The 24,405-nt window shown below is 71.7% G+C and carries 22 protein-coding genes and 1 pseudogene; 14 read left to right on the top strand and 9 right to left on the bottom strand.

Going from position 1 to position 24,405, the window contains the following annotated elements; genetic code table 11:
• The first annotated feature begins 39 nt into the window (after window positions 1–39).
• The 3 genes from WH07_RS03105 to WH07_RS03095 all read left to right on the top strand — a co-directional run bounded on the left by WH07_RS03105 (window position 40) and on the right by WH07_RS03095 (window position 6,095).
• A complete protein-coding gene (locus WH07_RS03105) occupies window positions 40–2,493 on the top strand; it encodes a glycosyl hydrolase family 95 catalytic domain-containing protein (RefSeq protein ID WP_079022900.1) in 2,454 nt (817 codons plus the stop codon).
• Window positions 2,490–3,722: an SGNH/GDSL hydrolase family protein gene (locus tag WH07_RS03100; protein ID WP_046494955.1), complete on the top strand. Its 1,233-nt coding sequence runs from the start codon at window positions 2,490–2,492 to the stop codon at window positions 3,720–3,722. Before WH07_RS03105 ends, WH07_RS03100 begins: the two co-directional genes overlap by 4 nt.
• 186 nt (window positions 3,723–3,908) lie before the next feature.
• The gene (locus tag WH07_RS03095; RefSeq protein ID WP_046494953.1) at window positions 3,909–6,095 is read left to right on the top strand and encodes a glycoside hydrolase family 3 N-terminal domain-containing protein; all 2,187 of its coding nucleotides are present in this window, start codon (window positions 3,909–3,911) and stop codon (window positions 6,093–6,095) included.
• A gap of 163 nt (window positions 6,096–6,258) precedes the next feature.
• Here the strand turns inward: WH07_RS03095 and WH07_RS03090 are convergent, their stop codons facing one another.
• Window positions 6,259–7,635: a nucleotidyl transferase AbiEii/AbiGii toxin family protein gene (locus WH07_RS03090; protein ID WP_232788691.1), complete on the bottom strand. Its 1,377-nt coding sequence runs from the start codon at window positions 7,633–7,635 to the stop codon at window positions 6,259–6,261.
• A gap of 173 nt (window positions 7,636–7,808) precedes the next feature.
• Between WH07_RS03090 and WH07_RS03085 the strand changes: the two genes are divergently transcribed.
• The 4 genes from WH07_RS03085 to WH07_RS03070 all read left to right on the top strand — a co-directional run bounded on the left by WH07_RS03085 (window position 7,809) and on the right by WH07_RS03070 (window position 11,718).
• Window positions 7,809–9,077: an ATP-binding protein gene (locus tag WH07_RS03085; RefSeq protein ID WP_046494951.1), complete on the top strand. Its 1,269-nt coding sequence runs from the start codon at window positions 7,809–7,811 to the stop codon at window positions 9,075–9,077.
• Between the two features lie 139 nt (window positions 9,078–9,216).
• Window positions 9,217–9,726, top strand: a complete 510-nt coding sequence (locus tag WH07_RS03080; RefSeq protein ID WP_046494949.1) for a hypothetical protein — start codon at window positions 9,217–9,219, stop codon at window positions 9,724–9,726.
• A gap of 46 nt (window positions 9,727–9,772) precedes the next feature.
• Entirely contained in the window at window positions 9,773–10,156 is a 384-nt protein-coding gene (locus WH07_RS03075) for an MmcQ/YjbR family DNA-binding protein (RefSeq protein ID WP_232788690.1), read from the top strand.
• A gap of 290 nt (window positions 10,157–10,446) precedes the next feature.
• Window positions 10,447–11,718 carry an SUKH-4 family immunity protein gene (locus WH07_RS03070; RefSeq protein ID WP_052744208.1) on the top strand — a complete coding sequence of 424 codons (1,272 nt, stop codon included), beginning with the start codon at window positions 10,447–10,449 and terminating at the stop codon, window positions 11,716–11,718.
• A gap of 86 nt (window positions 11,719–11,804) precedes the next feature.
• Here the strand turns inward: WH07_RS03070 and paaE are convergent, their stop codons facing one another.
• From paaE to WH07_RS03040, 6 genes are all read right to left on the bottom strand, one after another.
• Window positions 11,805–12,959: a 1,2-phenylacetyl-CoA epoxidase subunit PaaE gene (paaE, locus tag WH07_RS03065; RefSeq protein ID WP_079022899.1), complete on the bottom strand. Its 1,155-nt coding sequence runs from the start codon at window positions 12,957–12,959 to the stop codon at window positions 11,805–11,807.
• Window positions 12,959–13,483, bottom strand: a complete 525-nt coding sequence (gene paaD, locus WH07_RS03060; protein WP_046494945.1) for a 1,2-phenylacetyl-CoA epoxidase subunit PaaD — start codon at window positions 13,481–13,483, stop codon at window positions 12,959–12,961. Before paaD ends, paaE begins: the two co-directional genes overlap by 1 nt.
• Window positions 13,477–14,340: a 1,2-phenylacetyl-CoA epoxidase subunit PaaC gene (gene paaC / locus WH07_RS03055; protein WP_046494943.1), complete on the bottom strand. Its 864-nt coding sequence runs from the start codon at window positions 14,338–14,340 to the stop codon at window positions 13,477–13,479. The genes paaD and paaC overlap by 7 nt, the downstream gene beginning before the upstream one ends.
• A 9-nt stretch (window positions 14,341–14,349) precedes the next feature.
• Window positions 14,350–14,667, bottom strand: coding sequence for a 1,2-phenylacetyl-CoA epoxidase subunit PaaB (paaB, locus tag WH07_RS03050; protein ID WP_046494941.1), 318 nt, complete (start codon window positions 14,665–14,667; stop codon window positions 14,350–14,352).
• A complete protein-coding gene (gene paaA, locus WH07_RS03045; RefSeq protein ID WP_046494940.1) occupies window positions 14,664–15,719 on the bottom strand; it encodes a 1,2-phenylacetyl-CoA epoxidase subunit PaaA in 1,056 nt (351 codons plus the stop codon). The genes paaB and paaA overlap by 4 nt, the downstream gene beginning before the upstream one ends.
• Window positions 15,720–15,835: 116 nt before the next feature.
• Entirely contained in the window at window positions 15,836–17,047 is a 1,212-nt protein-coding gene (locus WH07_RS03040) for a thiolase family protein (protein WP_046494939.1), read from the bottom strand.
• 205 nt (window positions 17,048–17,252) lie between these two features.
• Between WH07_RS03040 and paaK the strand changes: the two genes are divergently transcribed.
• Window positions 17,253–18,596 (top strand): phenylacetate--CoA ligase PaaK, encoded by a 1,344-nt coding sequence (paaK, locus tag WH07_RS03035; RefSeq protein ID WP_046494938.1) that lies wholly within the window; start codon window positions 17,253–17,255, stop codon window positions 18,594–18,596.
• Window positions 18,597–18,659: 63 nt separating this feature from the next.
• Here paaK and WH07_RS03030 read toward each other — a convergent pair whose 3' ends face one another.
• On the bottom strand, window positions 18,660–19,298 hold the full coding sequence (locus WH07_RS03030; RefSeq protein WP_046494937.1) for a TetR/AcrR family transcriptional regulator: 639 nt from the start codon (window positions 19,296–19,298) through the stop codon (window positions 18,660–18,662).
• Between the two features lie 112 nt (window positions 19,299–19,410).
• Between WH07_RS03030 and WH07_RS03025 the strand changes: the two genes are divergently transcribed.
• The 6 genes and pseudogenes from WH07_RS03025 (at window position 19,411) to WH07_RS03000 (ending at window position 23,521) form a co-directional block, all read left to right on the top strand.
• A complete protein-coding gene (locus WH07_RS03025) occupies window positions 19,411–20,193 on the top strand; it encodes an MBL fold metallo-hydrolase (RefSeq protein WP_046494936.1) in 783 nt (260 codons plus the stop codon).
• Between the two features lie 240 nt (window positions 20,194–20,433).
• A complete protein-coding gene (locus tag WH07_RS03020; protein WP_046494935.1) occupies window positions 20,434–21,639 on the top strand; it encodes a cysteine desulfurase-like protein in 1,206 nt (401 codons plus the stop codon).
• Window positions 21,640–21,687: 48 nt separating this feature from the next.
• On the top strand, window positions 21,688–21,957 hold the full coding sequence (locus WH07_RS03015) for a hypothetical protein (RefSeq protein ID WP_046494976.1): 270 nt from the start codon (window positions 21,688–21,690) through the stop codon (window positions 21,955–21,957).
• A 297-nt stretch (window positions 21,958–22,254) separates the two neighbouring features.
• Window positions 22,255–22,521 (top strand): annotated as a pseudogene (gene tpg, locus WH07_RS03010) (telomere-protecting terminal protein Tpg); the annotation flags it as partial.
• A gap of 145 nt (window positions 22,522–22,666) precedes the next feature.
• On the top strand, window positions 22,667–23,125 hold the full coding sequence (locus WH07_RS03005; protein WP_046494932.1) for a VOC family protein: 459 nt from the start codon (window positions 22,667–22,669) through the stop codon (window positions 23,123–23,125).
• A gap of 174 nt (window positions 23,126–23,299) precedes the next feature.
• Entirely contained in the window at window positions 23,300–23,521 is a 222-nt protein-coding gene (locus tag WH07_RS03000) for a hypothetical protein (RefSeq protein ID WP_046494930.1), read from the top strand.
• Between the two features lie 108 nt (window positions 23,522–23,629).
• Here WH07_RS03000 and WH07_RS02995 read toward each other — a convergent pair whose 3' ends face one another.
• Window positions 23,630–24,391, bottom strand: coding sequence for an SDR family oxidoreductase (locus tag WH07_RS02995; RefSeq protein ID WP_046494929.1), 762 nt, complete (start codon window positions 24,389–24,391; stop codon window positions 23,630–23,632).
• Window positions 24,392–24,405: the final 14 nt, after the last annotated feature.

Here is a 24,405-nt window from a genome sequence, read left to right as displayed (position 1 = left end):
CGTATGCCCGCACCGACCGCACCGCACCGCCCTTCCGGAATGGAGTGCACCGTGGACGACCAGCACACCGACACACCCCCCGCGCCGGCCCCGGACTCGCCCCGCCGCCCGAGCCGGCGACAGGTCCTCTCCCTCGCCGCCGCGGCCGGGGCCTTCACCGCCCTCGGCGGGCTCCCCGCCTTCGCGGCCTCCCCGCCCGTGGTCCGGCAGACCGCGTCCCCGCTCCTTCCCCAGGCATCGGCCACCAGATTCTGGTACCAGGCCCCGGCCTCGGACACGAACATGATCGAGCAGGGCCTGCCGGTGGGCAACGGCCGCCTCGGTGCCCTCGCCGGCAACGATCCCTCCCGCGAGGTGCTCCTCGTCACCGACGCCACCCTCTGGACCGGCGGACTCAACGGCACACTCGACGCGGACGGCCAATTCCCCTACGGGCGGCAGGACTTCGGTTCGTTCACCCTCCTCGGCCGGCTGACCGTCGAGCTGCCGGACCACGACCTGTCGTCCATCTCGTCCTACCGGCGCGACCTCGACATCAGCCAGGGCGTGGTCTCGTCCTCGTACCGGCTCTCCGGAGCGACCTACGAGCGCCGGATCTTCGCCAGCCACCCCGACGACGCCGTCGTCATGCACTTCTCGCAGAAGGGCGGCGGGCGGTACACCGGCTCCGTGAGCCTCGCCGGTACCCACGGTGAGGAGACCACGGCGGACCGCGCCCGCACATACGCCTCGTTCAACGGCGCCTTCCCGGACGGCGGACTGCGCTACGGCGCCGCCGTGACCGCGTACAGCAGCACCGGCAGGGTGACGGTCGACGGCACGCGGATCACCTTCGCCGACTGCCAGGAACTGACGGTCGTCGTCAGCGGAGGCACCGACTACGCCCCCGACGCGGCCACCGGCTACCGTGACCTCGACCTCGACCCCGAGCGGCTGGCCAGGACCAAGGTCCTGGCGGCTGCCCGTCATTCGGCCACCACCCTGCTGCACAGCCATGTCGCCGACCACCGCGAGCTGTTCGAGCGGATGGACGTCTCGCTCGGCGAGTCGTCGGCGCTCCAGCGCGGCCTGGACACCTGGGAGCGGGTCACGGCACGCCACACCGACGGCTTGGCGGACCCCGAACTCGAAGCCGCCTACCTCCAGTTCGGCCGCTATCTGATGATCGCCGGATCCCGGGACAGTCTCCCGGTCGCCCTCCAGGGCCTGTGGCTGGACGGCAACGACCCGGACTGGATGGGCGACTACCACACCGACATCAACATCCAGATGAACTACTGGATGGCCGACCGGGCGGGCCTGTCCGACCTGTTCGACGCCTTCGCCGACTACTGCCTGGCGCAGCTCCCTTCCTGGACCAGGCTCACCCACGACCTCTTCAACGACCCGCGCAACCGGTTCCGCAACTCCACCGGCAGGATCGGGGGCTGGGCCGTCTCCTTCTCCACCAACATCCATGGCGGCAACGGCTGGTGGTGGCACCCCGGCGGCAACGCCTGGCTGGCCAACTCCCTCTACGAGCACTACGAGTTCACCCAGGACACGGCGTATCTCGCCAAGATCTACCCGCTGCTCAAGGGCGCCGTCGAGTTCTGGGAGGCGCGGCTGATCACCACGACCGTCACGGACGCGGCCACCGGCGGGAGCCGCGAGGTGCTCATCGACGACAAGGACTGGTCGCCCGAGCACGGCCCGCAGGACGCCAAGGGCATGACCTACGCGCAGGAACTCGTCTGGGCGCTCTTCGGGAACTTCCGCACCGCCGCCGCCGTCCTCGGCAAGGACGCCGCGCACAGCGAGGCCGTCGGCGCCCTCCGGGAGCGGCTGTACCTCCCCGAGGTCAGCCCCACGACGGGCTGGCTCCAGGAGTGGATGTCGCCCGACAACCTCGGCGAGACGACCCACCGCCATCTCTCCCCGCTCATCGGGCTCTTCCCCGGGGACCGTATCCGCCCCGACGCCTCCACCCCCGACGAGATCGTCGACGGCGCGGCCGCCCTGCTGACCGCGCGCGGGATGAACAGCTTCGGCTGGGCCAACGCCTGGCGCAGCCTGTGCTGGGCGCGGCTCAAGGACGCGGACAAGGCGTACCAGCTCGTCGTCACCAACCTCAGGCCCTCCGTCGGCGGCACCAACGGCACGGCGCCGAACCTCTTCGACATCTACGAGGTCGAGAAGGGCCGGGGCATCTTCCAGATCGAGTCCAACTTCGGCACCGCCGCCGCCATGATCGAGATGGTGGTCTACTCACGGCCCGGCCATGTCGAACTGCTGCCGGCACTGCCCGCGGCCTGGGCGGACTCCGGCCACATCACGGGAGTCGGGGTACGCGGCGGCTTCGTCGTCGACCTGAGCTGGCGGGACGGCAAGGTCACCGAGGCCCGGCTGCGCAGCGTCGGCGGACGCACCACCACGGTGTCGTACGGCGCGACGACCCGGCAGATCAGCCTCCGGCCCGGCGGTTCCGTCACGCTGCGGAACCTCGACCGGTGAGGCCGCGCCGGAACTCTCCCCTGGGCGCGGCGGGCACCGTCGTCGCGCTGCTGGCCGTGCTCTGCGCACCCGCGACAGCGGCCGCCAAGCCCGCCGCGGCCCAGGCATCCCGTCACCAGGTCGTCACCTGGGGCGCGAGCGCCGACCGGATGGGCGACGCGTCCGCCGACCGCAGCTACCGGCTGATCGTACGGACCAGCGTGGGCGGCACCGACGCGCGCGTACGGCTGTCCAACGCGTTCGGCGACCACCCGGTGACCTTCGACAACGTTCACGCGGGCCGCCGCGCGCAGGGCGCGGAACTCGTACGGGGCAGCAACCGTCCCCTCACCTTCGGTGGCGCCCGCTCCGTCACGCTCGCCCCGGGCACCACCGTGACCAGCGACCCGCTGCCTGGGCGGCTGCCGGCCCAGAGCGATCTCGTCGTCAGCCTGCATGTGGCGGACGCGGCGGGCCCGGCGACCGGCCACGGCATGGCCATGCAGACCTCGTACACGGCGGCCGGCGACCACGCGGCCGAGGAGGGGGCCGCCAACTGGACCGGACGGACCGGCTCCTGGTACTACCTCGACGCGGTCAGCGTGGAGACCGGCACCGACACCGGAGCCGTCGTCACCCTCGGCGACTCCATCACCGACGGCTGGCAGTCGAGCACCGACACCAACCGCCGGTGGCCCGACTATCTCTCCCGCCGCCTCCAGAACTCGGCGGGGACGGCGGCCGGGGCCGGTGTCGGGGGAGTCGCCAACGAAGGGATCTCCGGCAACAAGGTGCTGGCCGACGGCGCGGGACAGAGCGCGCTCGGACGCCTCCAGCGCGATGTGCTCTCCCAGCCCGGCGTCCGTACGGTCTTCCTGTTCGAGGGCATCAACGACATCAAGGCCCACACCGGAGTCACGGCCGCCGATCTGATCGCCGGCTACCGCGAGATCATCGGCCGCGCGCACGCGGCGGGCCTCTGTGTCGTCGGCGCGACCGTCCTGCCGTTCAAGGGCTGGCCCGAATTCGATCCCGCCGGAGAGGCCGTACGCCAGGAGGTCAACGCCTTCATCAGGACCGGCGGTGAACTCGACGCCGTCGCCGACTTCGACAAGGCGCTGCGCAGCCCGTACGACCAGGAGCGGCTGCTCCCGGTCTTCGACGGCGGCGACCATGTCCACCCCAACGACAAGGGCATGCAGGCCATGGCCGACACCGTCGATCTGAAGAGCCTGGACTGCGACCGCTGAGCGAGGACCCGCGGCGTGGGCACCCGCGGCGCGAAAACGCTCCGGGCGAGGACTCTCCGGGCACAGGCCCTCTCCTGCCACCGGGCGCTTCTCCCGTATGATCCACCGGCTCCGCTTCCCCCGGGCCCACCACGGCCCGGGGGAAGCGGCCATGACCCGAACCCACCCGTACGAGGGAGCGCTCCCATGACCGGCGCCACCACCACGGCACCGTACGCATCCGAGATCGAGGACCTCCTCGGCCGCATGACGGCCGAGGAGAAGCTCGGCCAGCTTCAGCAGCTCTCCTGGACCGGCGACACCGGGCCCGGCGAGGGGCAGACCCACGAGGTGGAGACCGCGGCGCGGCTGGGGCTGCTCGGCTCCGTCCTCAATGTCGCGGGCCCCCGGCACACCAACTACCTTCAGCGCATCGCCGTCGAGGAGTCCCGGCTCGGCATCCCGCTGCTGTTCGGCCTCGACATCATCCACGGCTACTGGACGACCTTCCCCATTCCCCTCGCCCAGGCCGCGAGCTTCGACCCCGGGGTATCGGCGCGGGACGCGGAGGTGTCGGCCCGGGAGGCGCGCTCGAACGGACTGCACTGGACCTTCGCGCCCATGATGGACGTCACCCATGAGCCGCGCTGGGGGCGGATCGCGGAGAGCGGGGGCGAAGACCCGTATCTCAACGCCGTGTTCGCGGCGGCCAAGGTACGGGCGTACCAGGGCGACGACCTCGCCGCCCCCGACCGGCTCGCCGCCTGCGCCAAGCACTTCGCCGCCTATGGCGGCGCCGAGGGCGGGCGCGACTACAACACCGTCGATGTCTCCGAGGCACGGCTGCGCAATCTCTATCTGCCGCCGTTCAAGGCCGCCGTCGACGCGGGCGTGGCCACGGTGATGGCCGCGTTCAACACCATCAGCGGTGTCCCGGCGCACGCCAACCCGCACACCCTGACCGACATCCTCAAGGAGGAGTGGGGCTTCGACGGTTTCGTCGTCAGCGACTGGACCGGTGTCCATGAACTGATCGCGCACGGCTTCGCCGCCGACGGGGCGGACGCCGGCCGGCTGTCCCTCAACGCCGGGGTCGACATGGAGATGGTCTCCACCCATCTCGCCGACCACGGACCGCGGTTGCTCACCGAGGGCCGTATCAGCGAGAAGCGGCTGGACGACGCGGTCGCCCGGATCCTGCTGCTGAAGTTCCGGCTCGGGCTCTTCGACCGGCCGTACGTGGACGAGGGCGCCGCGGTCACCGGGCCGACCGGCGAGGCACGTGCGGCGGCCCGGGAGACGGCGGCGCGCTGCATGGTGCTGCTGAAGAACGACGGGGGAGTGCTGCCGCTGGACCCGGCGACCGGATCGCTGGCGGTCGTCGGCCCCTTCGCGGACTCCACCGATCTGCTGGGTACGTGGATCGCGCCCGGAGCCGCGGGCTTCCCCGCTGTCACCGTGCTCGACGCCGTCCGCGAGGCGGCGCCCACCGCCCGGGTGACGCACGCCCGGGGAGTGGCCGCCGAAGGGCACGACACCGGCGGCATCCCGGAGGCCGTCGCCCTGGCCCGGGACGCCGACCTGACGGTCGTCGTGGTGGGCGAACCGGCCGCCATCACCGGCGAGGCCGCCACCCGTGCCGACCTCGCGCTGCCCGGCGCGCAGCGGGACCTCGTCGCGGCCGTCGCCGCCACCGGGCGTCCCTTCGTGGTCGTCCTCGTCAACGGCCGCCCCCTGACCACCGATGAGTGGCTCGACTCGGCGCCCGCCGTACTGGAGGCCTGGCACCCGGGCATCGAGGCCGGACACGCGATCGCCGACGTGCTCTTCGGCGCGGTCAACCCGGGCGGCAAGCTGCCGGTGACCTTCCCGCGTACGGCAGGACAGATCCCCGTCTACTACAACCACGAGAACACCGGACGCCCCTACCGGCCCGAACACCCCGACGAGAAGTACGTCTCCCGTTATCTGGACCTCGACGAGGGCCCGCGGTTCGTCTTCGGCCACGGCCTGAGCTACACCACCTTCGACGTTGGCGCCCCGAGCCTGAGCACCGACCGGATCGAGGCCGGGGCACTGCGCGCGGGTGCCACCGTCGAGGCGGCGGTGACCGTGCACAACACCGGCGACCGCACGGGCGACGAGGTGGTCCAGCTCTACGTCCACGATGTGGTGGCCAGCCAGGTGCAGCCGGTCCGCAGGCTGCGCGGCTTCCGGCGCGTGACCCTCGCCCCGGGCGAGTCCACCACCGTCCGCTTCCCGCTCGGCGCCGAGGACCTCGGATTCTGGGAGGGCACGGGCGAGCCGCGCTTCACGGTCGAACCGGGCGACTTCCACATCTACGCGGGCAACAGCGCCCTGGCCGAGGAGAAGCGGACACTGACCGTCACCTGAACTGAAAGGTCTCAATTACGCTCGGCGCAGCCCGGTTCCGGTGCGTGGAGGACGGCTGCGCCGTTTTCACCGCCGGCTCCGGTACCCACCGTTCCGCCGCCGGACAGACGGCCCGTCCACCGCTCCGGGTCCTGTCCGGACCCGGAGCGGTGGACAGCGGGTGTCAGCGCAGCCGGTCGAGGGCCCGGGTGTGCCACTGGGGGTGATCACGGAAGCCGCGCCAGCCGTCGGGGGCGGCCAGCACCGCCGTCAGCGCGTCCTCCGGGCCGAGAGTCCCGCGACCCGCCAGCTCCCGCAGGATCACGACAGCCGTCGTCAGACCGTCCAGGCCGCCCGCCGAGAAGTGCCGCAGAGCGATGGCCCGGTCCGCCGTGGACCCTGACGGCGACGCCGTACGGCCGGCCTCCACCAGCGGCCGCAGCCACCGGGCCCACCGGCCGTATGTGTCCTCGCCGGCCGGTTCCGCCACCGCGAAGAACGGCTCCAGCGCCCGGCCCAGCCGGTCCGCATACGTTCGGGCACTGCCCTCGATCCATGGATGGTCCGCGGTGAAGTGCTCCCAGCCGACCTCCGCGTACAGCGGTTCCAGCCACCACCGCCCGGCGGGCCGCAGCCCCTCGTAACCGCTGAGCACGAACGCGTCGCGCACCAACTCGTAGTCGGGTGTGGCGTGTTCGGCCAGCAGGACCGCGTCGTACAGGTCCTTGCCCTGCGGATACGCGTCGCTGACCAGCCACAGCAGCTTCCAGGCCAGCGAGAGCCCGGGCGAGGCGGCGAGCAGCCGGCACCCGGGGCCGTCCCCGAGCGGCCGCAGTTCGGCCGGCTCGGCCGGGGCGGGCAGCAACTCGTTGAAGACCAGGTCGAGTTGGACCGTACCTCCGGGGATGCCGGGAGCCGACCACGGCAGCAGCATCCGGCGGCCGGGAACGCGCTCGTAGGTCCAGATGTCCTCGGTGACCATTCCGGCCGCGTCGATCACGGCCCGGTCACCCCGGGTACGGGCCAGAGCCGCCGCGTCCCGGGCGATCGCCTCGAACAGCCCGGCCGTACGCGGCTCGTCCATCGCCCAGTCCCGCGGTACGACGACAAAGTCCAGATCGCCCGGGTCACGGGCCCGCTCCCCGAACCAGGTGGCCATCAGCACACTGCCGCGCAGCACGAGATGGTCCGCCCAGGGGCCTTCTGCGATCGCCGCGAGCACCAGGTCCAGTACGGTGCGCCGCGCCAGGTGCCAGGCCCGGCCCGTCTCCTCGTCCGGGAAACGGGGCTCGCCCGCACGGTAGGCGTTGGCGAACTGCTTCAGCGCCGGGTCGAAGACCGCGGGCCGGTCCATCCCGGCCGGCGTCGGCAGCAGGGTGCGCGGCAGATCCCACCGCCGCCGTGCCGCCTCGTCGAGAGGAGCGTGCGGCACGGTCGGCGAACCGCGCCAGAACCGCGCCCAGGAACCGGGCTCATCGGAGTCGGAGAAGGACGTCATCGTAAGGCCCCGGGTGGTCGACGGCGGCAGTGCGCGGTGGCGGTGTGCGGTGGCGGTGCGCACGGATCACACTGGCAGTCCGCTCGACCGGTGGCCAGAGAATATCGGTCCGGGCATGCCCGTCACCCGGCGGAGCGGGCGCCTGACAGACGGTGGCTCTTCCGGTCAGGACAGGCGGTTCCGGCAGGCAGGGCCGATGATGGAAGGCCAGGAAGGCGATAGGCAGAGGCTGGCCCATGGCCGTTTGGCACGTACGGGACTTCGCCCCCGACGATCTGGAAGCAGTGGTGCGCCTCGACGCGGAGAGCGCCACCACCGACCGGGCGCCGGTCTTCGGTCTCTCCGAGGTCGTCGCGGCGCTCCAGGCACACCACCCCAGCGTGGTCGCCCTGGCCGACGACCACCTCGTCGGCGCGGCGGTCGGCCGGATCGACGGCGAACGCGCCTGGGTGCTGCGTATCGGTCTGCACCCGGCCTGGCGGAACCTCGGCCTCGGCACCGCGCTGCTCGCGGCGCTGGAACACCGCCTCCAGGGCGCCGGGGCCAAGACCATGGCGGGGGTCCTCCACGAGGAGGAGACCGGCGCCACCGCGCTCGTCAACTCCGGCTTCCGCGCCCACCGCGGCCTGACCTACTTCGAGAAGGCGCAGCCGGTGACCGCGCAGGACTCCGCGATCCTCTCCTCGCTCGGCGCGATCGTGCCCGAGGCCGGGCTCTGGGAGAAGCTCAGCGGGATGGCCGACGAGAAACAGCTCATCGAACGCCGCCTCGTACTGCCGCTGGCCAACCCCGAACTCGCCGACCAGCACGGCGTCGAACCCCCCAGGGCCGTCGTCCTGTTCGGCCCGCCGGGCACCGGCAAGAGCACCTTCGCCACCGCGGTGGCCAGCCGCCTCGGCTGGCCCTTCGTCGAACTCTTCCCGTCCCGGCTCGCGCTGGAGGACGGCCTGGCCAACGGACTCGGCCGCCGCTTCGACGAGATCGCCCAGCTCGACCATGTACTGGTCTTCATCGACGAGGTGGAGGAGGTCGCCGGCGCCCGCAATCTCGCCGATCCGGTCTCCGTCGGCGTGGTCAACGAACTCCTCAAGTCGATCGTCCGCTTCCGTGACCACGACGGAAGGCTGCTCATCTGCGCCACCAACACCGTCGCCGCCCTCGACCCCGCGTTTCTGCGCCATGGCCGCTTCGACTACGTCCTGCCGCTCGGACCGCCCGACCAGGAGGCCCGCAAGGCCCTGTGGTCCAGCTACATAGCCAAGGCCGGAGCCCGCGTCGACACCGAGATGCTCGCCGACGCCAGCGACGGATTCACCCCTGCCGACATCAAGCAGGCCGCCCGTACCGTCGCCCAGAGCGTCTTCGAGCGCACCTTCGACAGCGGGGAGCGGGCGGTGCCGACCACCGAGGACTACCTCCGCACCATCCGCCGCACCCGCCCCACCGTCACCAATGACATGGCCCTGGAGTTCGCGGACCACACCATCCGCTACGGCCGGACCTGAGCCCTCCCCCTCCCACCATCGCATCTTCGCCGTGCCGATCCCGTCCCCCTTTCGAGGGATATGCCTGGGGCGTGAGGCATTGCCAGAATCGTCACGCCCCAGCGGTACGAGAACGAGTGGTACGAGAAGGAGAGCCCTCATGAAGATCACCGGACCCCTGTCCGTCCTCGGTACGGCCGCGCTGATCGGCTCGGTCCTGCTCACGACGGGCGTGTCCGACGCCGCGCCGGCGAAGTGGGCCAGACACAGCGACGCGGCGGCCGAGTTCAGGAGAGCGGGCATCACCTCGGTGTCCAGCGGCGGCTGTACGAACTGGAACCAGAGCAACTGCACCTCGTTCACGAACATCAACAAGGCGACCGTCGCCGGAGCGATCGCCTTCAAGAAGGCGAGCCGCTGCAAGGTGATCATCACCGGCGGCACCGAGAGGGGACACGCGGCCGGTAAGTACAGCCACCGCAACGGCTACAAGGTCGACATGTCCCGCAGCGGGCCCGTCGCCAAATGCCTCGACTCCTACATCACCGGCACATTCAAGTACGCGGGCAAGCGCGGGGACGGCGCCAGGATGTACAAGTCCCCGGCGGGGAACGTCTACGCCGACGAGCACAACCACTGGGATGTCACCTACTTCAAGGCCAGGGCCTGATGACCGGGGCCTGACCAGCCCGGGCCGCCGTCCTACCATGGTGCCCGTGACCGCGACCGATACCGATATTGATGCCGACGACGTCCGCCGGATCGCACTGGCGCTCCCCGACACCGTGGAGAAGGAAGCGTGGAGCATGCCCACCTTCCGTGTCGCCGGGAAGATGTTCATCACGGTTCCGGACGATCAGACGTCGTTCGCCGTACGGTGCCCCAGGCACGAGCGGACGGAGCTGATCGCGGCGGAGCCGGAGAAGTTCTGGGTGCCGCCGCACGAGGCGAGTTCCGCATGGGTACGGGTACGGCTCGGCGCGCTGGAGGACCTGGAGGAGCTGCGCGACATCCTCGTGGACTCCTGGCAGCAGGCCGCTCCCGACCGCCTGCTGGAGGCGCACCCCGACCTGCGGTTGAGGACGGATCCCCGCGCCTGACGGGCCTTGACGGGCAGCGATCGCGGCGGACGTAACAGGGCACACAAAGGCACACAAGAACGCCCCCTCCATCGGAGGGGGCGTATCACTGCTCGACTTCGTCAGCTTCACTCGACAACGTCAGCTCAACCACGTCAGACGGTGCTGACGGCGGGATTTGTACCCGCGATCTGCCATGACTATAGCCCCTCGCGGCAGCGGTTGGGGGCGGGAACCGCCGACACGCCGGGAAATCCGTCGTCGTATGCTCCCCGGCGTGACAAGGGGCGGCGGAAGCGGGGCGGCAGATCATGACTGAGGGTCAGGCAGGCGGCACGGAGGCGGCGCGGCTCCTGAACGAGGCCTTCGGGGCGGACCAGGTGGTACGGGTCGATCCGGAGCGCCTGCATCCGGCGATCACGCACGAGCCGACGAGGGCCTTCCTCACCGGCACCGGTCTGATACGCCGGGCGGGACTGCTCCGGCTCAACCCGGACCCGGAGGGCGGCGCGCGCCAGGTGTCCGACCTGTTCCCGGACGACGAGGAGGCCGAGGACACCGGGGAGTTCGTGGTGCTCGGCAGGTTCGCGGCGGAGGGGCGGGACGAGCACACCGAGAAGGAGGGGGACGGCGGGGACGACGAGCACGACTCGTACGAGGAGTACATCGTCCTGGACGGCCGCACCGGCCGTGTCCATGCCCTCGACGACCCGTCCGGCAGCAGGCTGCTCGCCTCAGGCCTCCACTCCTTCACGCTCTTCGCGCTCGCCCTCGAATGGCTGCGCACCGGCCGCGAGACCTTCGAGGAGTCCGCCGGACGGTACGGTCCCGAAGCCGTGGCCGAGTCGACCGGGACGCTGCTGGGCCTGATACGGGACCACGATCCGGCGCTGCTCGGCACCGAGTACGAAGGCATGGAAGTGTCCCCTTTCTGGCGGCTGTCCTTCCTGCTGGGCCCGCTGAGCCGGATCGCCGCGCCGGGCGGCGGGGACGGGCTCGCGCTCGCCCTGCCCGAGGGGCTGCTGGAGGAGGAGTACGGCGCGGACGCGGTGGTGCGGTTCGGCGACGAGGATCTGCCCGAGGTCCTCACCCATGAGCCCACCCGCGTCTTCCTCCGTGACACGGGACTGGTCCGCGAGTCCGGCTGGGTGTCCCTGGACGAGGGCCCGCTGGTGACACTGGCCGACGAGCATCGGGCGGACGGCGAGGACGGCGACGAAACGCCGGGCGAGCCGGCGCCCGGGGCCGAGGGGCTGATCCGTATCGGCTACCTCGTGGAGGACACCGACCTGGTGATCGACGGCGCGACCGGCCGGGTGAGGGGCTGGTTCATCCCGGACGCCCGGCTCCAGTCCGTCAACGCCGATGTCTCCACGCTCGCGTTCACCCAGTGGCTGATCGCCCGTGTGAGGGCCTTCGACCACGAGCACCAGATCACCGACGACTACCCCAACCTGGCCGCCACGACCACCGCCGTCCTCGCCGCCGTCGACCCGGTCGCCCGCTCCGGCGACGACGGCGACCTCTGGCAGTACTGGCCGGAGGCCTTCCTCGACGAGGTCGGCGGCGGCCTGTACGCCTGAGCGGCCCCACAGCGCGGACACGGCCCAGCGTCTCTCGTTCGGATCTGCCGGGGCCCGCAAGCCCAGCAAGGTCCGAACGAGAGGCACTAGCTGTCGAAGTCGACCGCCAGGGTCTCGGACACCGGATAGGTCTGGCAGGTCAGGACATAGCCCTCGGCCACCTCGGACTCCTCCAGCGCGAAGTTGCGGCGCATGTCGCCCTCGCCGTGCGTGATCCGGGCGCGGCAGGTGCCGCAGACCCCGCCCTTGCAGGCGAACGGGAGATCCGGGCGAGTGCGCTGGGCGGCGTCGAGGATGGATGTGCCGCGCGGGAGCGGGGCGGTGGTGGAGCGGCCGTCGAGGGTGATGGTGACCTGGCTGACCGGGCCCTCCGCCACCGCGTCCTCGTGGCGGACCGACCGTACCGGCTGGTCGTCGGCGTAGAACAGCTCCCGATGGACCCGCCCGGCCGGTACGTCCAGCGCGGCGAGCAGCCGCTGGGCCTCCTGGACCATCAGATGCGGGCCGCACAGCCACCAGTGGTCCGTCCCCGCCACATCCACCAGCCCGTCGATGAGCGCGGTGAGCCGCTCGGCGTCCAGTCGGCCGGAGAGCAGATCCGCCTCGCGAGGCTCACGGGACAGCACATGCCCGAGCTGGAGCCGCGCGGGGTAGAGATCCTTGAGGTCCGCCAGTTCGTCGGCGAACATCACCGTGTCCGTACGCCGGTTCCCGTAGAAGAGCGTCACCCGCGAGCGGTCGTCGGCGGCCAGGACCGACTCGGCGATCGACAGCATCGGTGTGATGCCGGAGCCCGCCGCGATCAGGACATGGTGGCCCGGCGTGGCGAGGTCGGGGGTGAAGGAGCCGGTGGGCGCCATCACCTCGACCGTGTCCCCGGGACGTACGTCGTGCACCAGCCAGGACGAGAAGAGCCCCCCGGGCACCATACGGACACCGATGCGCGGGGGCGTGCCCTCGGGGGAGCAGATGGAGTACGAGCGGCGCTCGTCCCGGCCCTCCGTCTCCCGGCGCAGTGTCAGCGTCTGGCCGGCCCGGTGCGTGAACTCCCCGGCCAGTTCGGCGGGGATGTCAAAAGCGATCGCGGCGGCGTCCTCGCACAGCGGCTCGACCGAGGCCACCCGCAGCCGGTGGAACACCGGCCTGCGGCGCGTGCCTCCGGCGGTCACGGACACACCGGGCCCGTCGTCCGGGGCGGTCGCGGCCGCCCGGCCGGTCTTCCCGGCGGTGGTCGGGCCCATCAGATCTCCTTGACGTATTCGAACGGTTCCAGACAGCCCCGGCAGCGCCACAGCGCCTTGCACGAGGTGGAGGCGAAGCGCGAGGTCTCCTCGGTGTCGGCCGAGCCGCAGCGCGGGCAGGTGACCGCCCGCCGGGTGACCGACAGCTCCAGCGGGACCGGCCCGGCGGGCCGTCTGCGCACCGGGCCGGGTGGTGCGATGCCGTGCTCGGCCAGCTTCCGGCGGCCGGCCGGGGTGATCCACTCGGTGGTCCAGGGTGGATCCAGCTCGGTACGGATCTCCACCCGTTCGAATCCCGCCTCCCGCAGCCGCGCGGCCACATCGGCGCGCATCTCGGCCATCGCCGGGCAGCCCGAGTAGGTGGGCGTCAGCCGTGCGACGACCGTACCGTCCGCCCCGACCTCGACGCCGCGCAGCACACCCAGGTCGGCCAGGGTGAGCATGGGCAGCTCGGGATCGGCGACCCGCTCGGCGACCCGACGGGCCCGGCGCGCCACAAGATCGGAGGTCTCGGTGGTCACCATGTCGCCTCCGGAAGGGCACGGGCCACGCTCTGCAACTCGGCCAGCAGGGGCGCCAGATGAGCGGTGTGATCCCCCTCCCGGCCACTGCCGCCGAGGGGTTGGGCACCGTCCGCCGGAAGGCTGAGCCCCGCGGCGTCGAGGACCTGGCCCAGCACCTCCGTCACCTCGTCCCGTACGGACCCGGCGTCGATCCCGAACCCCGGCTCGACGGCGAGGAGTTCACCGACGTACGGGGCGATCTCCCGCAGCGCGGCGGTCATTCTGCGGTGCGACTCGTCCGTACCGTCCCCCAGCCGCAGGGTCCAGTCGGCGGCGAACTGGCGGTGGTACGCGAGTTCGTTGACCCCCTTGGCCGCGACGGCGGCCAGCACCGGATCCGGCGCGGCGGACGCGAGCCGCCCGAACAGCGCCAGCCGCCAGCAGGACAGCACGAGCAGCCGCACGATCGAGAACGCGAAGTCGCCGTTGGGCAGTTCGGCGAGGCGCACATTGCGGAAGTCCTCGGCGTCCCGGAAGTAGGCGTACGCGTCCTCGTCGCGCCCGGTGCCGTCCACCTGCCCCACCCGCGCGTAGAGCAGCCGGGCCTGGCCCAGGAGGTCGAGCCCGATATTGGCGAGCGCCACCTCCTCCTCCAGCTCCGGAGCGCGGGTGCACCACTCGGCGAGGCGCTGCGCCTCGACCAGCGCGTCGTCGGCGAGCGCCAGACAGCGCGCGGCCAGCTCGCGCGCGTCGACGCCGTCCGGCACGGCCGTGTCCACACCGTGCAGCGGATCCTCGAAGCCGGTGCCGAACGCCCACCGGGCATCGCTGTCGTCATGTCCCTCGGCCAGGGACAGATAGACGTGGTCGTCGCTCATGCCCGGCTCCTAGATATGCGGGACATCGTCGGGGATGTCGTAGAAGGTGGGGTGGCGGTAGACCTTGTCCGCGCTCGGTGCGAAGAAGGGATCCTTCTCGTCGCGGGTGGAGGCCGCGATGTGCTGGGACCGTACGACCCAGATGCTGACCCCCTCGTTGCGCCGGGTGTAGAGGTCACGGGCATGGGTGAGCGCCATGGCGTCGTCGGCCGCGTGGAGCGAGCCGACATGGACATGGTTGAGGCCGCGCTTGCCCCGTACGAACACCTCGTACAGTGGCCACTCGCGCGGGGCCTCCTCGGCCGTCGTCCCCTCGGTGCCGGTCACGCCGCTGTCCCCTTCTCCGTACGAACTTCGCCACGAGCTTCTGTGCCGACGGCTTCAGCCGCGCGGGCGGCGCGCCTGGCCGCGTGCGCGGTGGCGGCCTCGCGGACCCAGGCGCCCTCTTCGTGCGCGGCGCGCCGCCGCTCCACGCGCTGCGCGTTGCACGGCCCGTCGCCGCGGATCACCCGCTGGAGCTCCGACCAGTCGGGGGTGCCGAAGTCATGGCGTCCGCGCTCCTCGTTCCAGCGCAGCTCCGGGTCGGGCAGCGTGACACCGAGCTTCTCGGCCTGCGGCACGGTCATGTCGACGAACCGCTGGCGCAGCTCGTCATTGCTGTGCCGCTTGATCTTCCAGGCCATCGACGCGGCCGAGTTGGGGGAGTCGCCGTCGGGCGGGCCGAACATCATCAGTGACGGCCACCACCACCGGTCCACCGCGTCCTGCACCATCGCGCGCTGGGCGTCGGTGCCGCGCATCATCGTCATCAGCAGTTCGTAGCCCTGCCGCTGATGGAAGGACTCCTCCTTGCAGATCCGCACCATGGCGCGCGCGTAGGGACCGTACGAACTGCGGCACAGCGGAACCTGGTTGCAGATCGCCGCGCCGTCCACGAACCAGCCGATCACCCCGACATCGGCGAAGCTGGGCGTCGGATAGTTGAAGATCGAGGAGTACTTCTGGCGCCCCTCGATCAGCCGCTCGGTCAGATCCGCGCGGTCGGCGCCCAGGGTCTCGGCCGCGGAGTACAGATAGAGGCCGTGGCCTGCCTCGTCCTGGACCTTGGCGAAGAGGATGGCCTTGCGGCGCAGCGACGGCGCGCGGGTGATCCACTCGCCCTCCGGCTGCATGCCGATGATCTCCGAGTGGGCGTGTTGCGCGATCTGCCTGATCAGGGTCTTGCGATAGCCGTCGGGCATCCAGTCGCGCGGTTCGATCCGCTGATCCCGTGCGATCGTCGCGTCGAAGTGCGCCTGGAGGTCCGGTCCGGCCGGACCGGCCTCGGCCGCGGCGGACGGAGCGGCGCCCGCGGGCGGGACGGAGTCTGTCGTGGTCATCGCTACCAGCTTCCCAACCGACCGTTCGTTCGGTATGTGATACGACGAGTTTACTGCGGGGGTACGAGCCCCGCCAAGAGGGTTGTCGATGGCCTCGGGCAAGTGCGGGCCGTCGTTCACACCCGCTCCACCAGCATCGCCACGCCCTGGCCGACGCCCACGCACAGGGTGGCCAGGCCTCGGCGGACGTCCTCGCGCTCCAGGCGGCCCAGCAGCGTGAGCAGGATACGGGCCCCGGAACAGCCGAGCGGATGGCCGAGGGCGATGGCGCCGCCGTCCGCGTTGACGGTCTCCTCGTCGAGCTTCAGCCGCCGTACGACGGCCAGGGCCTGCGCGGCGAAGGCCTCGTTCAGCTCGACCGCGCCCAGCTCGGCGGCCTGCCAGCCCGCGCGGGCGAGTGCCTTCTCGGTGGCGGACACCGGGCCGAGGCCCATCAGGGCGGGCCGGACGCCGGCCGACGCGGCGGTGACGATCCGGGCCCGGGGGGTGAGCCCGTACCGCTCGACGGCCTCCGCGCTCGCCACGACCAGGGCCGCGGCCCCGTCCGACAGGGGTGAGGAGGAGCCCGCGGTGACGATGCCGTCCTTGCGGAAGACCGTACGCAGACCGGCGAGCTTCTCCAGGGTGGTGCCGGGACGTGGGCCCTCGTCGACCGTCACCTCGCCGCCCTTGACCGGGACCGGCACGATCTCCCGGTCGAAGCGGCCCGCCCGCTGCGCCGCGACGGCCCGCTGATGGCTGCGCAGCGCGAAGGCGTCGGACTCGGCGCGCGTGATGCCGTCGAGGGCGGCGACCTCCTCGGCGGTCTCGCCCATGGACAGGGTCACCTTCGCCGCTTCGGAACCGGCGTCGGCGTCGGCCGCGGCGAAGCGCGGATTGGTGAAGCGCCAGCCCAGCGAGGTGTCGAACATCTCGCCCGGCTTGGCCCAGGGCGTGCCGGGCTTCGCCATCACCCAGGGGGCACGGGTCATCGACTCCGCGCCGCCCGCGACCACCAGCTCCGCCTCGCCGGACCTGATGGACTGCGCGGCGGAAGCCACGGCGGTCAGGCCCGAGGCACAGAGCCGGTTGACGGTGTACCCGGGCACGGTGTGCGGAAGTCCGGCCAGCAGTACGGCCATCCGGGCCACATCGCGGTTGTCCTCGCCGGCCTGGTTGGCCGCGCCGAGGATCACCTCGTCCACGGCCTCGCCCGGAATCCCGGAGCGCCGGACGGCCTCGCCGACCACGAGGGCCGCCAGATCGTCCGGCCGTACGGTGGCCAGGGCGCCGCCGTAGCGGCCCTGCGGGGTGCGGGCCCCGTCGATCAGATAGACCTCGTCGGACATCGGTGCGCTCCTCGGCGGGTTTCCGGGGCATGCGTCGCCCCTCTTGACAGCCGAGGGCGATGCTTGATTCCTTGACAAGGCCGACGCTAACCGAATGTTCGGTCGGTTCACAAGACGGCGGAAATGGTGACGCGGGTCACTGGCGGCGTCCACGGCGCACGCCCGGTCCGGGTCCCGGCGGCGACCGATGCGCGAAGGAGACACGATGGGCAGTCCGACGAGCCGGGCGGGTGCGGGGATCCGCCGGGGCGAGCCGCTCCCGTACGAACTGCTCGACGACGGCGAGCGGTTGACCCGCGACGAGCTGAGGGCGCTTCAGCTCACCCGGCTGCGGGCGACCCTGCGGCACGCCTACGACCATGTGGAGCTGTACCGGAAGAAGTTCGACGAGGCCGGAGTCGGCCCCGACGACTGCCGCACCCTGGCGGATCTCGCCCGTTTCCCCTTCACCACCAAGGCGGATCTGCGCGACACCTACCCCTTCGGCATGTTCGCCGTACCCATGGCGGATGTGCGCCGCATCCACGCCTCCAGCGGCACCACCGGCCGCCCCACGGTGGTCGGCTACACGGAGAACGACCTGTCCGTATGGGCCGACGTCATCGCCCGCTCGATCCGCGCCGCCGGCGGCCGGCCCGGGCACAAGGTGCACATCTCTTACGGATACGGCCTGTTCACCGGAGGCCTCGGCGCGCACTACGGGGCGGAACGGGCCGGGTGCACGGTCATCCCCGCGTCCGGCGGGATGACCGCCCGCCAGGTCCAGATCATCCAGGACTTCCGGCCCGAGATCATCATGGTCACGCCCTCGTACATGCTCACCCTGCTCGACGAGTTCGAACGGCAGGGCGTCGATCCCCGTACCAGCTCCCTGAAGGTCGGCATCTTCGGCGCCGAACCGTGGACGGAGGAGATGCGCCGGGAGATAGAGGAGCGCGCGGACCTCCACGCCGTCGACATCTACGGACTGTCCGAGGTGATCGGGCCCGGTGTGGCGCAGGAGTGCGTCGACACCAAGGACGGGCTGCATGTGTGGGAGGACCACTTCCTGCCCGAGACCGTGGATCCCCTCGGCGACGAACCGGTGGCCGAGGGCGGGAGCGGTGAACTCGTGCTCACCTCCCTCACCAAGGAGGCGCTGCCCGTCATCCGCTACCGCACCCGCGATCTGACCCGGCTGCTGCCCGGCACGGCCCGTCCTGCGTTCCGGCGCATCGAGAAGATCACCGGCCGCAGCGACGACATGCTCATTCTGCGCGGGGTGAATCTCTTTCCGACCCAGATCGAGGAGATCGTGCTGCGTACGCCCGGTGTCGCCCCGCACTTCCAGCTCGAACTGTCGCGCAGGGGCAGGCTGGACCATATGACCGTACGCGTCGAAGCGCGCCCGGACACCGGGAGCGGACGGCGCGAGGCCGCAGCGGGAGAGATCGCCCAGGGGATCAAGGACGGTGTGGGGGTGAGCGCCGAGGTCCTGGTCGTCGACCCCGACACCCTGGAACGCTCGGTGGGCAAGATCCGCCGCGTCAAGGATCTGCGCGCCGGCTGACCGGTACGGCCTGCGCCCGCTGACCGGTACCGGCCACACAGCGCGCCGTTGGCCCTCGCCGTGTCACGGCAGCAGCGCGGCTGTGAGCATCTGGGCCAGCCACCCCTCGTACTCGGCCCTCGCCCAGCCGCGCTCGCGGGTCAGTCGCTCATGGACCTGAGGGGATGTCAGCAGCCAGCAGGCGTCGGCCGCCCTGGCCGGGTCCAGGCCGGGGCGCAGCAGCCCGGCCGCCAGCAGATGGCCGGTGAACGCGGCGGTTCCGGCCAGCCGTTCCCGGTCGGTGACGGCCGCCAGTTCGGCCAGTTCCGGATCGGCCGCCGACAGCACGGGCAGCAGCCCGGCCAGCCGCTCATGGACGCCCGCCACGAAACGCGCGTACCCGGCGAGCTTCCTGCCCGGGTCGGGCTCCGCGAGTACGGCGCGTAGCTCCGGTCTGGCATGCATCGGGACCGGGGCGTCGTCCTCGGCCAGAGTGGTGTCGTAGACGGCCTTCACCAGCTCCTGCTTGCTGCCGAACGCCTTGTACACCGTCGGCACGGAGACCCCCGCGCGCCGGGCGACGGCCTGGACCGAGGCGGCCCGGTAGCCGTCGCACAGCAGCAGTTCCCGGCAGGCGTCCAGGATCGCGGCACGGCTGCGGGCCGCCGCCTCCCGTCTGCCGCTGCTGTCGTAGCCGCGCCGCGGCCGGTCCGGTTCGGGCATGCCTCTGCCTCTCCCTTGATTTCGGTATAATCGATTCTATCGAAATCGCTGTCGAAATCGGTCCGCACATCTGTCCGGTCGCCACAGCCGGACCGGACATCTGGGAGCAGCCGTGGAGCAGACCCCGCAAGGCCCGCCGGGCGTCCACCGTCTGGGCGACAGCCTGGTCAACTTCTACGCGGTCGAGGAACCGGAGGGACTGGTCCTCGTGGACGCGGGGCTTCCCGGGCACTGGACGATGCTCGTCGATGCCCTCACCGGCCTCGGCGCGTCCGTCACCGACATCAGGGCGGTGCTGCTCACCCATGCCCATCCCGATCATCTCGGTCTCGCGGCCAGGCTCCAGCGCGAGGCGGGCGCCGCGGTATGGATCCACCGCGCCGACGCCCCGACCCTGGCGGCCCCCAATCCGGCGCTGGCCGGCCCGAAGCCGGAGCGCGCCATCGTGCCGTATCTGCTCCGCCGGCCCGCGGCGCTCGCGCTGCCCCTGCACCTGGCGCGCCGGGGCGGCTTCCGGCCCGCACCCGTGCCCCGGCCGGGCACCTTCCAGAGCCGGCTCGTCCTCACCGGGGTGCCCGGCGCGCCGGAAGCGGTGCCGCTGCCCGGCCACACCCCCGGCAGCGCCGCGTATGTCTTCCCCGGGCACGGCGCGGTCTTCACCGGCGACGCGCTCGTGACGTACGACGGGCTCACCGGCGCCCGCGGACCCCGGCTGATGTGCCGGGGCTTCAGCCACGACAGCGCCGGGGCGCTCGCCTCGCTCGACCGGCTCTCCGAACTCGCCGCGGGCGCCGGGCAGGGCGGCGATCCGACGCTCTTCCCCGGGCATGGAGAGCCCATGGTCCACGGTCTGTCCGAGGCGGTGACGCGGGCCCGGGGTCTGGGCGTGATCTGAGCCCCCGGACCAACTGCCGCCGGGCGGAGAGCGGATGTCGGTCGTAGGCCCGGCCACTGTTCGGCGCGGCGGGGTCCGCGGCTCGACCGGACGGGGGCGCCATGGCGCGGGGACCGGGCCGGGATCCATCATGGGTGCGCGCGGACGTGGCCGTGGGCGCGGAGGCGGACGCGCTTGCGCTTCTGGTGCGGTGCGGTGCGATCCGCCGCGGCGCGAGGAATCAGTGAGAGGAAACCGGCGATGACCTTTGATGTGGCCTCGGTACGCGCGCTCTACCCCGCGCTCCACGACGGCACGGCCTATCTCGACGGCGCGGCCGGCACCCAGGTGCCCACCGCGGTCATCGACGCCGTCACCGATGCCTATCGGGCGGGCATCGGCAACGCGGGTGGTGCCTTCCCGGCGAGCCGGTACGCGGGCGAGATCGTCGGCGAGTGCCGACGGGCGGTCGCCGATCTGGTGGGCGGAGTCCCGGAGGGCATCGTCCTCGGCCAGAACACCACCTCGCTCGTCTACCGCTTCTCCCAGATACTCTCCGCGGCTTGGCGGCCCGGCGACGAGATCGTGGTCTCCCGGCTCGACCACGACGCGAACATCCGGCCCTGGGTGCAGGCCGCGGACCGCGCGGGCGCGACCGTACGGTGGGCGGAGGCCGACCCGGCGACGGGCGAACTACCGGTGGAGCAGTACGACACCCTGCTCGGCGAGCGCACCCGGCTGGTGGCGGTCACGGCGGCCAGCAACATCCTGGGCACCCGCCCCGATGTCGCCGCCATCACCGCCAAGGCGCACGCGGCCGGCGCCCTGACCTACGTGGACGGGGTGCACGCCACCCCGCACGGCCCGGTCGACGTCACCGCGCTCGGCGCCGACTTCTACGCCACCAGCGCGTACAAGTGGTCCGGTCCGCACATCGGCGCGGTCGCCGCGGACCCGGCGCTGCTGGAGACACTGCACCCCGACCAACTGGCCTGCTCGCCCCGGTCCGTACCGCTCCGCTTCGAGACCGGAACACCGCCCTTCGCCGACTTCGCCGGGGTCGCCGCCGCCGTCGACCACCTGGCCGGACTGGCCGGCCCCGGGGCGGGAAGCCGGCGCGAGCGGCTGCTCGCCGCCATGGGCGCGGTCGAGTCGTACGAGAGCGAGCTGTTCGCGGTCATGCTGCGCGGGCTGGAGGAACTGCCCGGCGTCACCCTGTACGGCAAGCCCGCGCGGCGCACCGCGACCGCCTACTTCCGGGTGGCGGGCCACACCCCGGCGGAGGTCGCCGAGCACCTCGCGGCCCGCCGGGTGAACGTCTGGAGCGGTCACTGCTACGCCTGGGAGCTGACCGGTGCGCTGGGACTGCGCGACACGGGCGGCGCGGTCCGCGCCGGTCTCGTCCATTACAACGACCGCTCCGACGTCGACCGCCTGCTGTCAGCGGTCGCGGAACTGGGTAGCTGACGACGGCCGTCCGGGGCATTGTCAGTGGCGGGTGCGATGCTGCCGGTCATGGACGAACTACTACGGCGACGGCGCGTGTACGGAGCCGACCACGACGATCCCGACCCGGGACCGCGGCCCGGCCATGTCTACCGCGAACTGGTGGCCGGACCGCTGGACGGCCTGCTCCTGGACGTCACCGGCTGGAGTGACCAGCAGCTCCGGGAGGGGGCCGTGCTGCCCACCGAAATCGGCGCCCATGGCTCCGGCGGCCATACGCTGTACGCCCCGAGACCAGCGGCCCCGGCCCACTGGGACTGGGCGGGCGACATACCGTGACCGGCGCGGCTGTCCGGGCGCGCTGTCGGCCCGGATCCGGGGGTCTCCGGGTGATCGCGCCGCGTGCGTAAGATGTGCGCGGAATGTACGGCGGCCGGTACGCCGGAAGTCTGTTCCGGCGATGGCTGTGGGTGGGAGGTGCTCCATGTCCGAGTTGTTCGACGCGGTCGATGCCCTGATCGCCGGGCAGTCGCCGCTTCCTCCCCCGGCGGAGCGGGAGCGGCTGCGGAAGGCGCACGGTCTGAGCCAGGACCAGGTCGCCACGGCGCTCAAGGTGCGCCGGGCCACACTGGCGAGCTGGGAATTGAGACCCGCGCGAGATTCGGGTTCACCGCGGCCCCCGGCACCACCGACGACAGCCGGATCCGCCTCATCACCCAGGCACTTCCCCCCGCCTACGCGGCGCGCCTCTTCGACGCCCGGGCCACCGGCGCGTCCGAGCAGCAGCTCCGGGACATCGCGGCCGAAGGCCTCCAGGAGATCTACTTCAAGGACCGTGGCCGCCGCGCGGACGGCCTGCTCGTGGAGTTCACGGACATCGACTACATCGAGCTGGACTTCTGAGAGCCGGTCGTCCGGCTGAGTTGCCCGGGTGTCCCGGTGCCAGCAGAGTGGGCGTAGGGGGGAGTGGTCACGCACCCTGCCGCACCCCGCCGGCGGGTTACGTGTGTTCCGTACACGGTCGGCAGAAGGACACAGGGAGACAGCGATGGCGCAGCGAGACGACCTTCCGGCACCGTCGCAAGGGCTGGTCCTGACCCACTTCCTCACCGTGCGCGACGTCCATGCGTCGTGCCGTTTCTACGCGGACATCCTCGGCGGTGAAGTCGTACTCCCCGAGAACCCCGGGATCGTGAAGGTCGCCAACGGCTGGATCATCATGAACCCGGGCGGCGGACCCACCCCGGACAAGCCCGATGTGGTGCTCACCCCGCCCGCCCCGGGCGACCCGGTGTCGTCGTTCCTGAACGTACGGGTCGCCGATCTGACGGCGTTCTACGAGCAGGCCACCGCGAAGGGCGCGCACTTCCTGACCGAACCGCTCGACCGCAAGGCGGAACTCCGCTGCTATCTGCGCGATCCCGACGGATATCTGGTCGAGGTGGGCCAGGCGACCGGGATGCTACGCGGTGTCTTCGCCGACAGGCCACCCGCCGAAGGCAGTTGAGAGGTCCACCGGGCAGTTGAGAGGCCCATTGCGACCGGCCCCCACCTCATGACGGTGATCTTGCGTGACTTCTCGGTCCTTCCATCGGATAAGCACGGTGAGAAGTTCATCTGCTCGCATAACGCGGCGGAACACAGCGGATCACACGCGCAACACAAGGGGCAGGAGCCAGAGATGAAGCGCACGACGCGGACGGTTTCCCGGTGGGCGGTCGGGATCACAGCCACGGCGATGGCGGCCGGGCTGCCGGTCGGGACGGCGACCGCCGACGAGACCCACAGCAACTCGCACAACGGGCCGAATGTGTCCCTGATCTCCACCGGCCAGATCGACGACCCGATGGAGGACGTACTGGAGCACACCCTGCTGTTCGGGGACGGCTACACCTGGGACTGACCCGAGGCTGAACCGCGCCTGCGCATGCGGCTGCCGGTTCCCCAGGGCGGAGAGGAGCTGAAGCTTCCGGTAACTCTCCGTCCCGGGTGTTGTGCCCGGCCGGCCCGGTCAGCCCCCGATGAGTTGCTGACCGCCGTCGATGTCGTACGTCGCGCCGGTGAGCGCCTCGTTCACCATGATGTGCACGGCCAGGGCGGCGACGTCGCCGGGGCCGACCACCCGGCGGATCGGCAGCTTCGTGCGCAACTCCTCCCGCCGTGCCTCCAGTTGATCGCCCAGGAGCGAGGCCGACAGGGGCGTGTCGACGAATCCGGCGGCGATGAGGTTCACCCGGACCGGGGCCATCTCCAGTGCCAGATTCGCGACCAGGGGTGGCAGCGCCGCTGTCATGGCCGACACGACGGACATCCCGACGCCGGGGCGCCGGCCGCCCGTGCCGCCGACGAAGAGCAACGTGCCTCCGGCGCGGACCTTGGCACGGCTGTACAGGGCGATGCCGAGCGTCAGCGCCATGCGCTCGTCGAAGCCGTGGACCGCCTCGGCGAGGTCCATGCCGTCCAGTGGCATGTACGAGGGGGCGCCGGCGGTGCTCATGACGTGGTCGACGGGGCCGGGCAGCTCCTCGAAGAACGTCCGGAGGCTGTCGGCGTCGGTGGCGTCGAAGGCCGCCGTGCTGACGGGGCCGACTTCGGCCGCGGCCCGCGCCAGCCGCTCGGGGTCACGGCCGGCCAGCACCACGTCGGCACCGCGGGAACGGGCGAGGCGGGCGGTCTCCAGCCCCATCCCGGCGCTGCCGCCGATCACCACCACGGTCTGCCCCGCCAAGTCGGCCGCGTCCCCGGCCCCCGGAGCGCTCGGTGTCGCACTCATGAGCCGGCACCTCC

Source organism: Streptomyces odonnellii, from assembly GCF_000981895.1.
Taxonomy (GTDB): domain Bacteria; phylum Actinomycetota; class Actinomycetes; order Streptomycetales; family Streptomycetaceae; genus Streptomyces; species Streptomyces odonnellii.
Note: the sequence above shows the minus strand (reverse complement) of the source record. Positions and strands in the feature narration are given on the sequence as shown.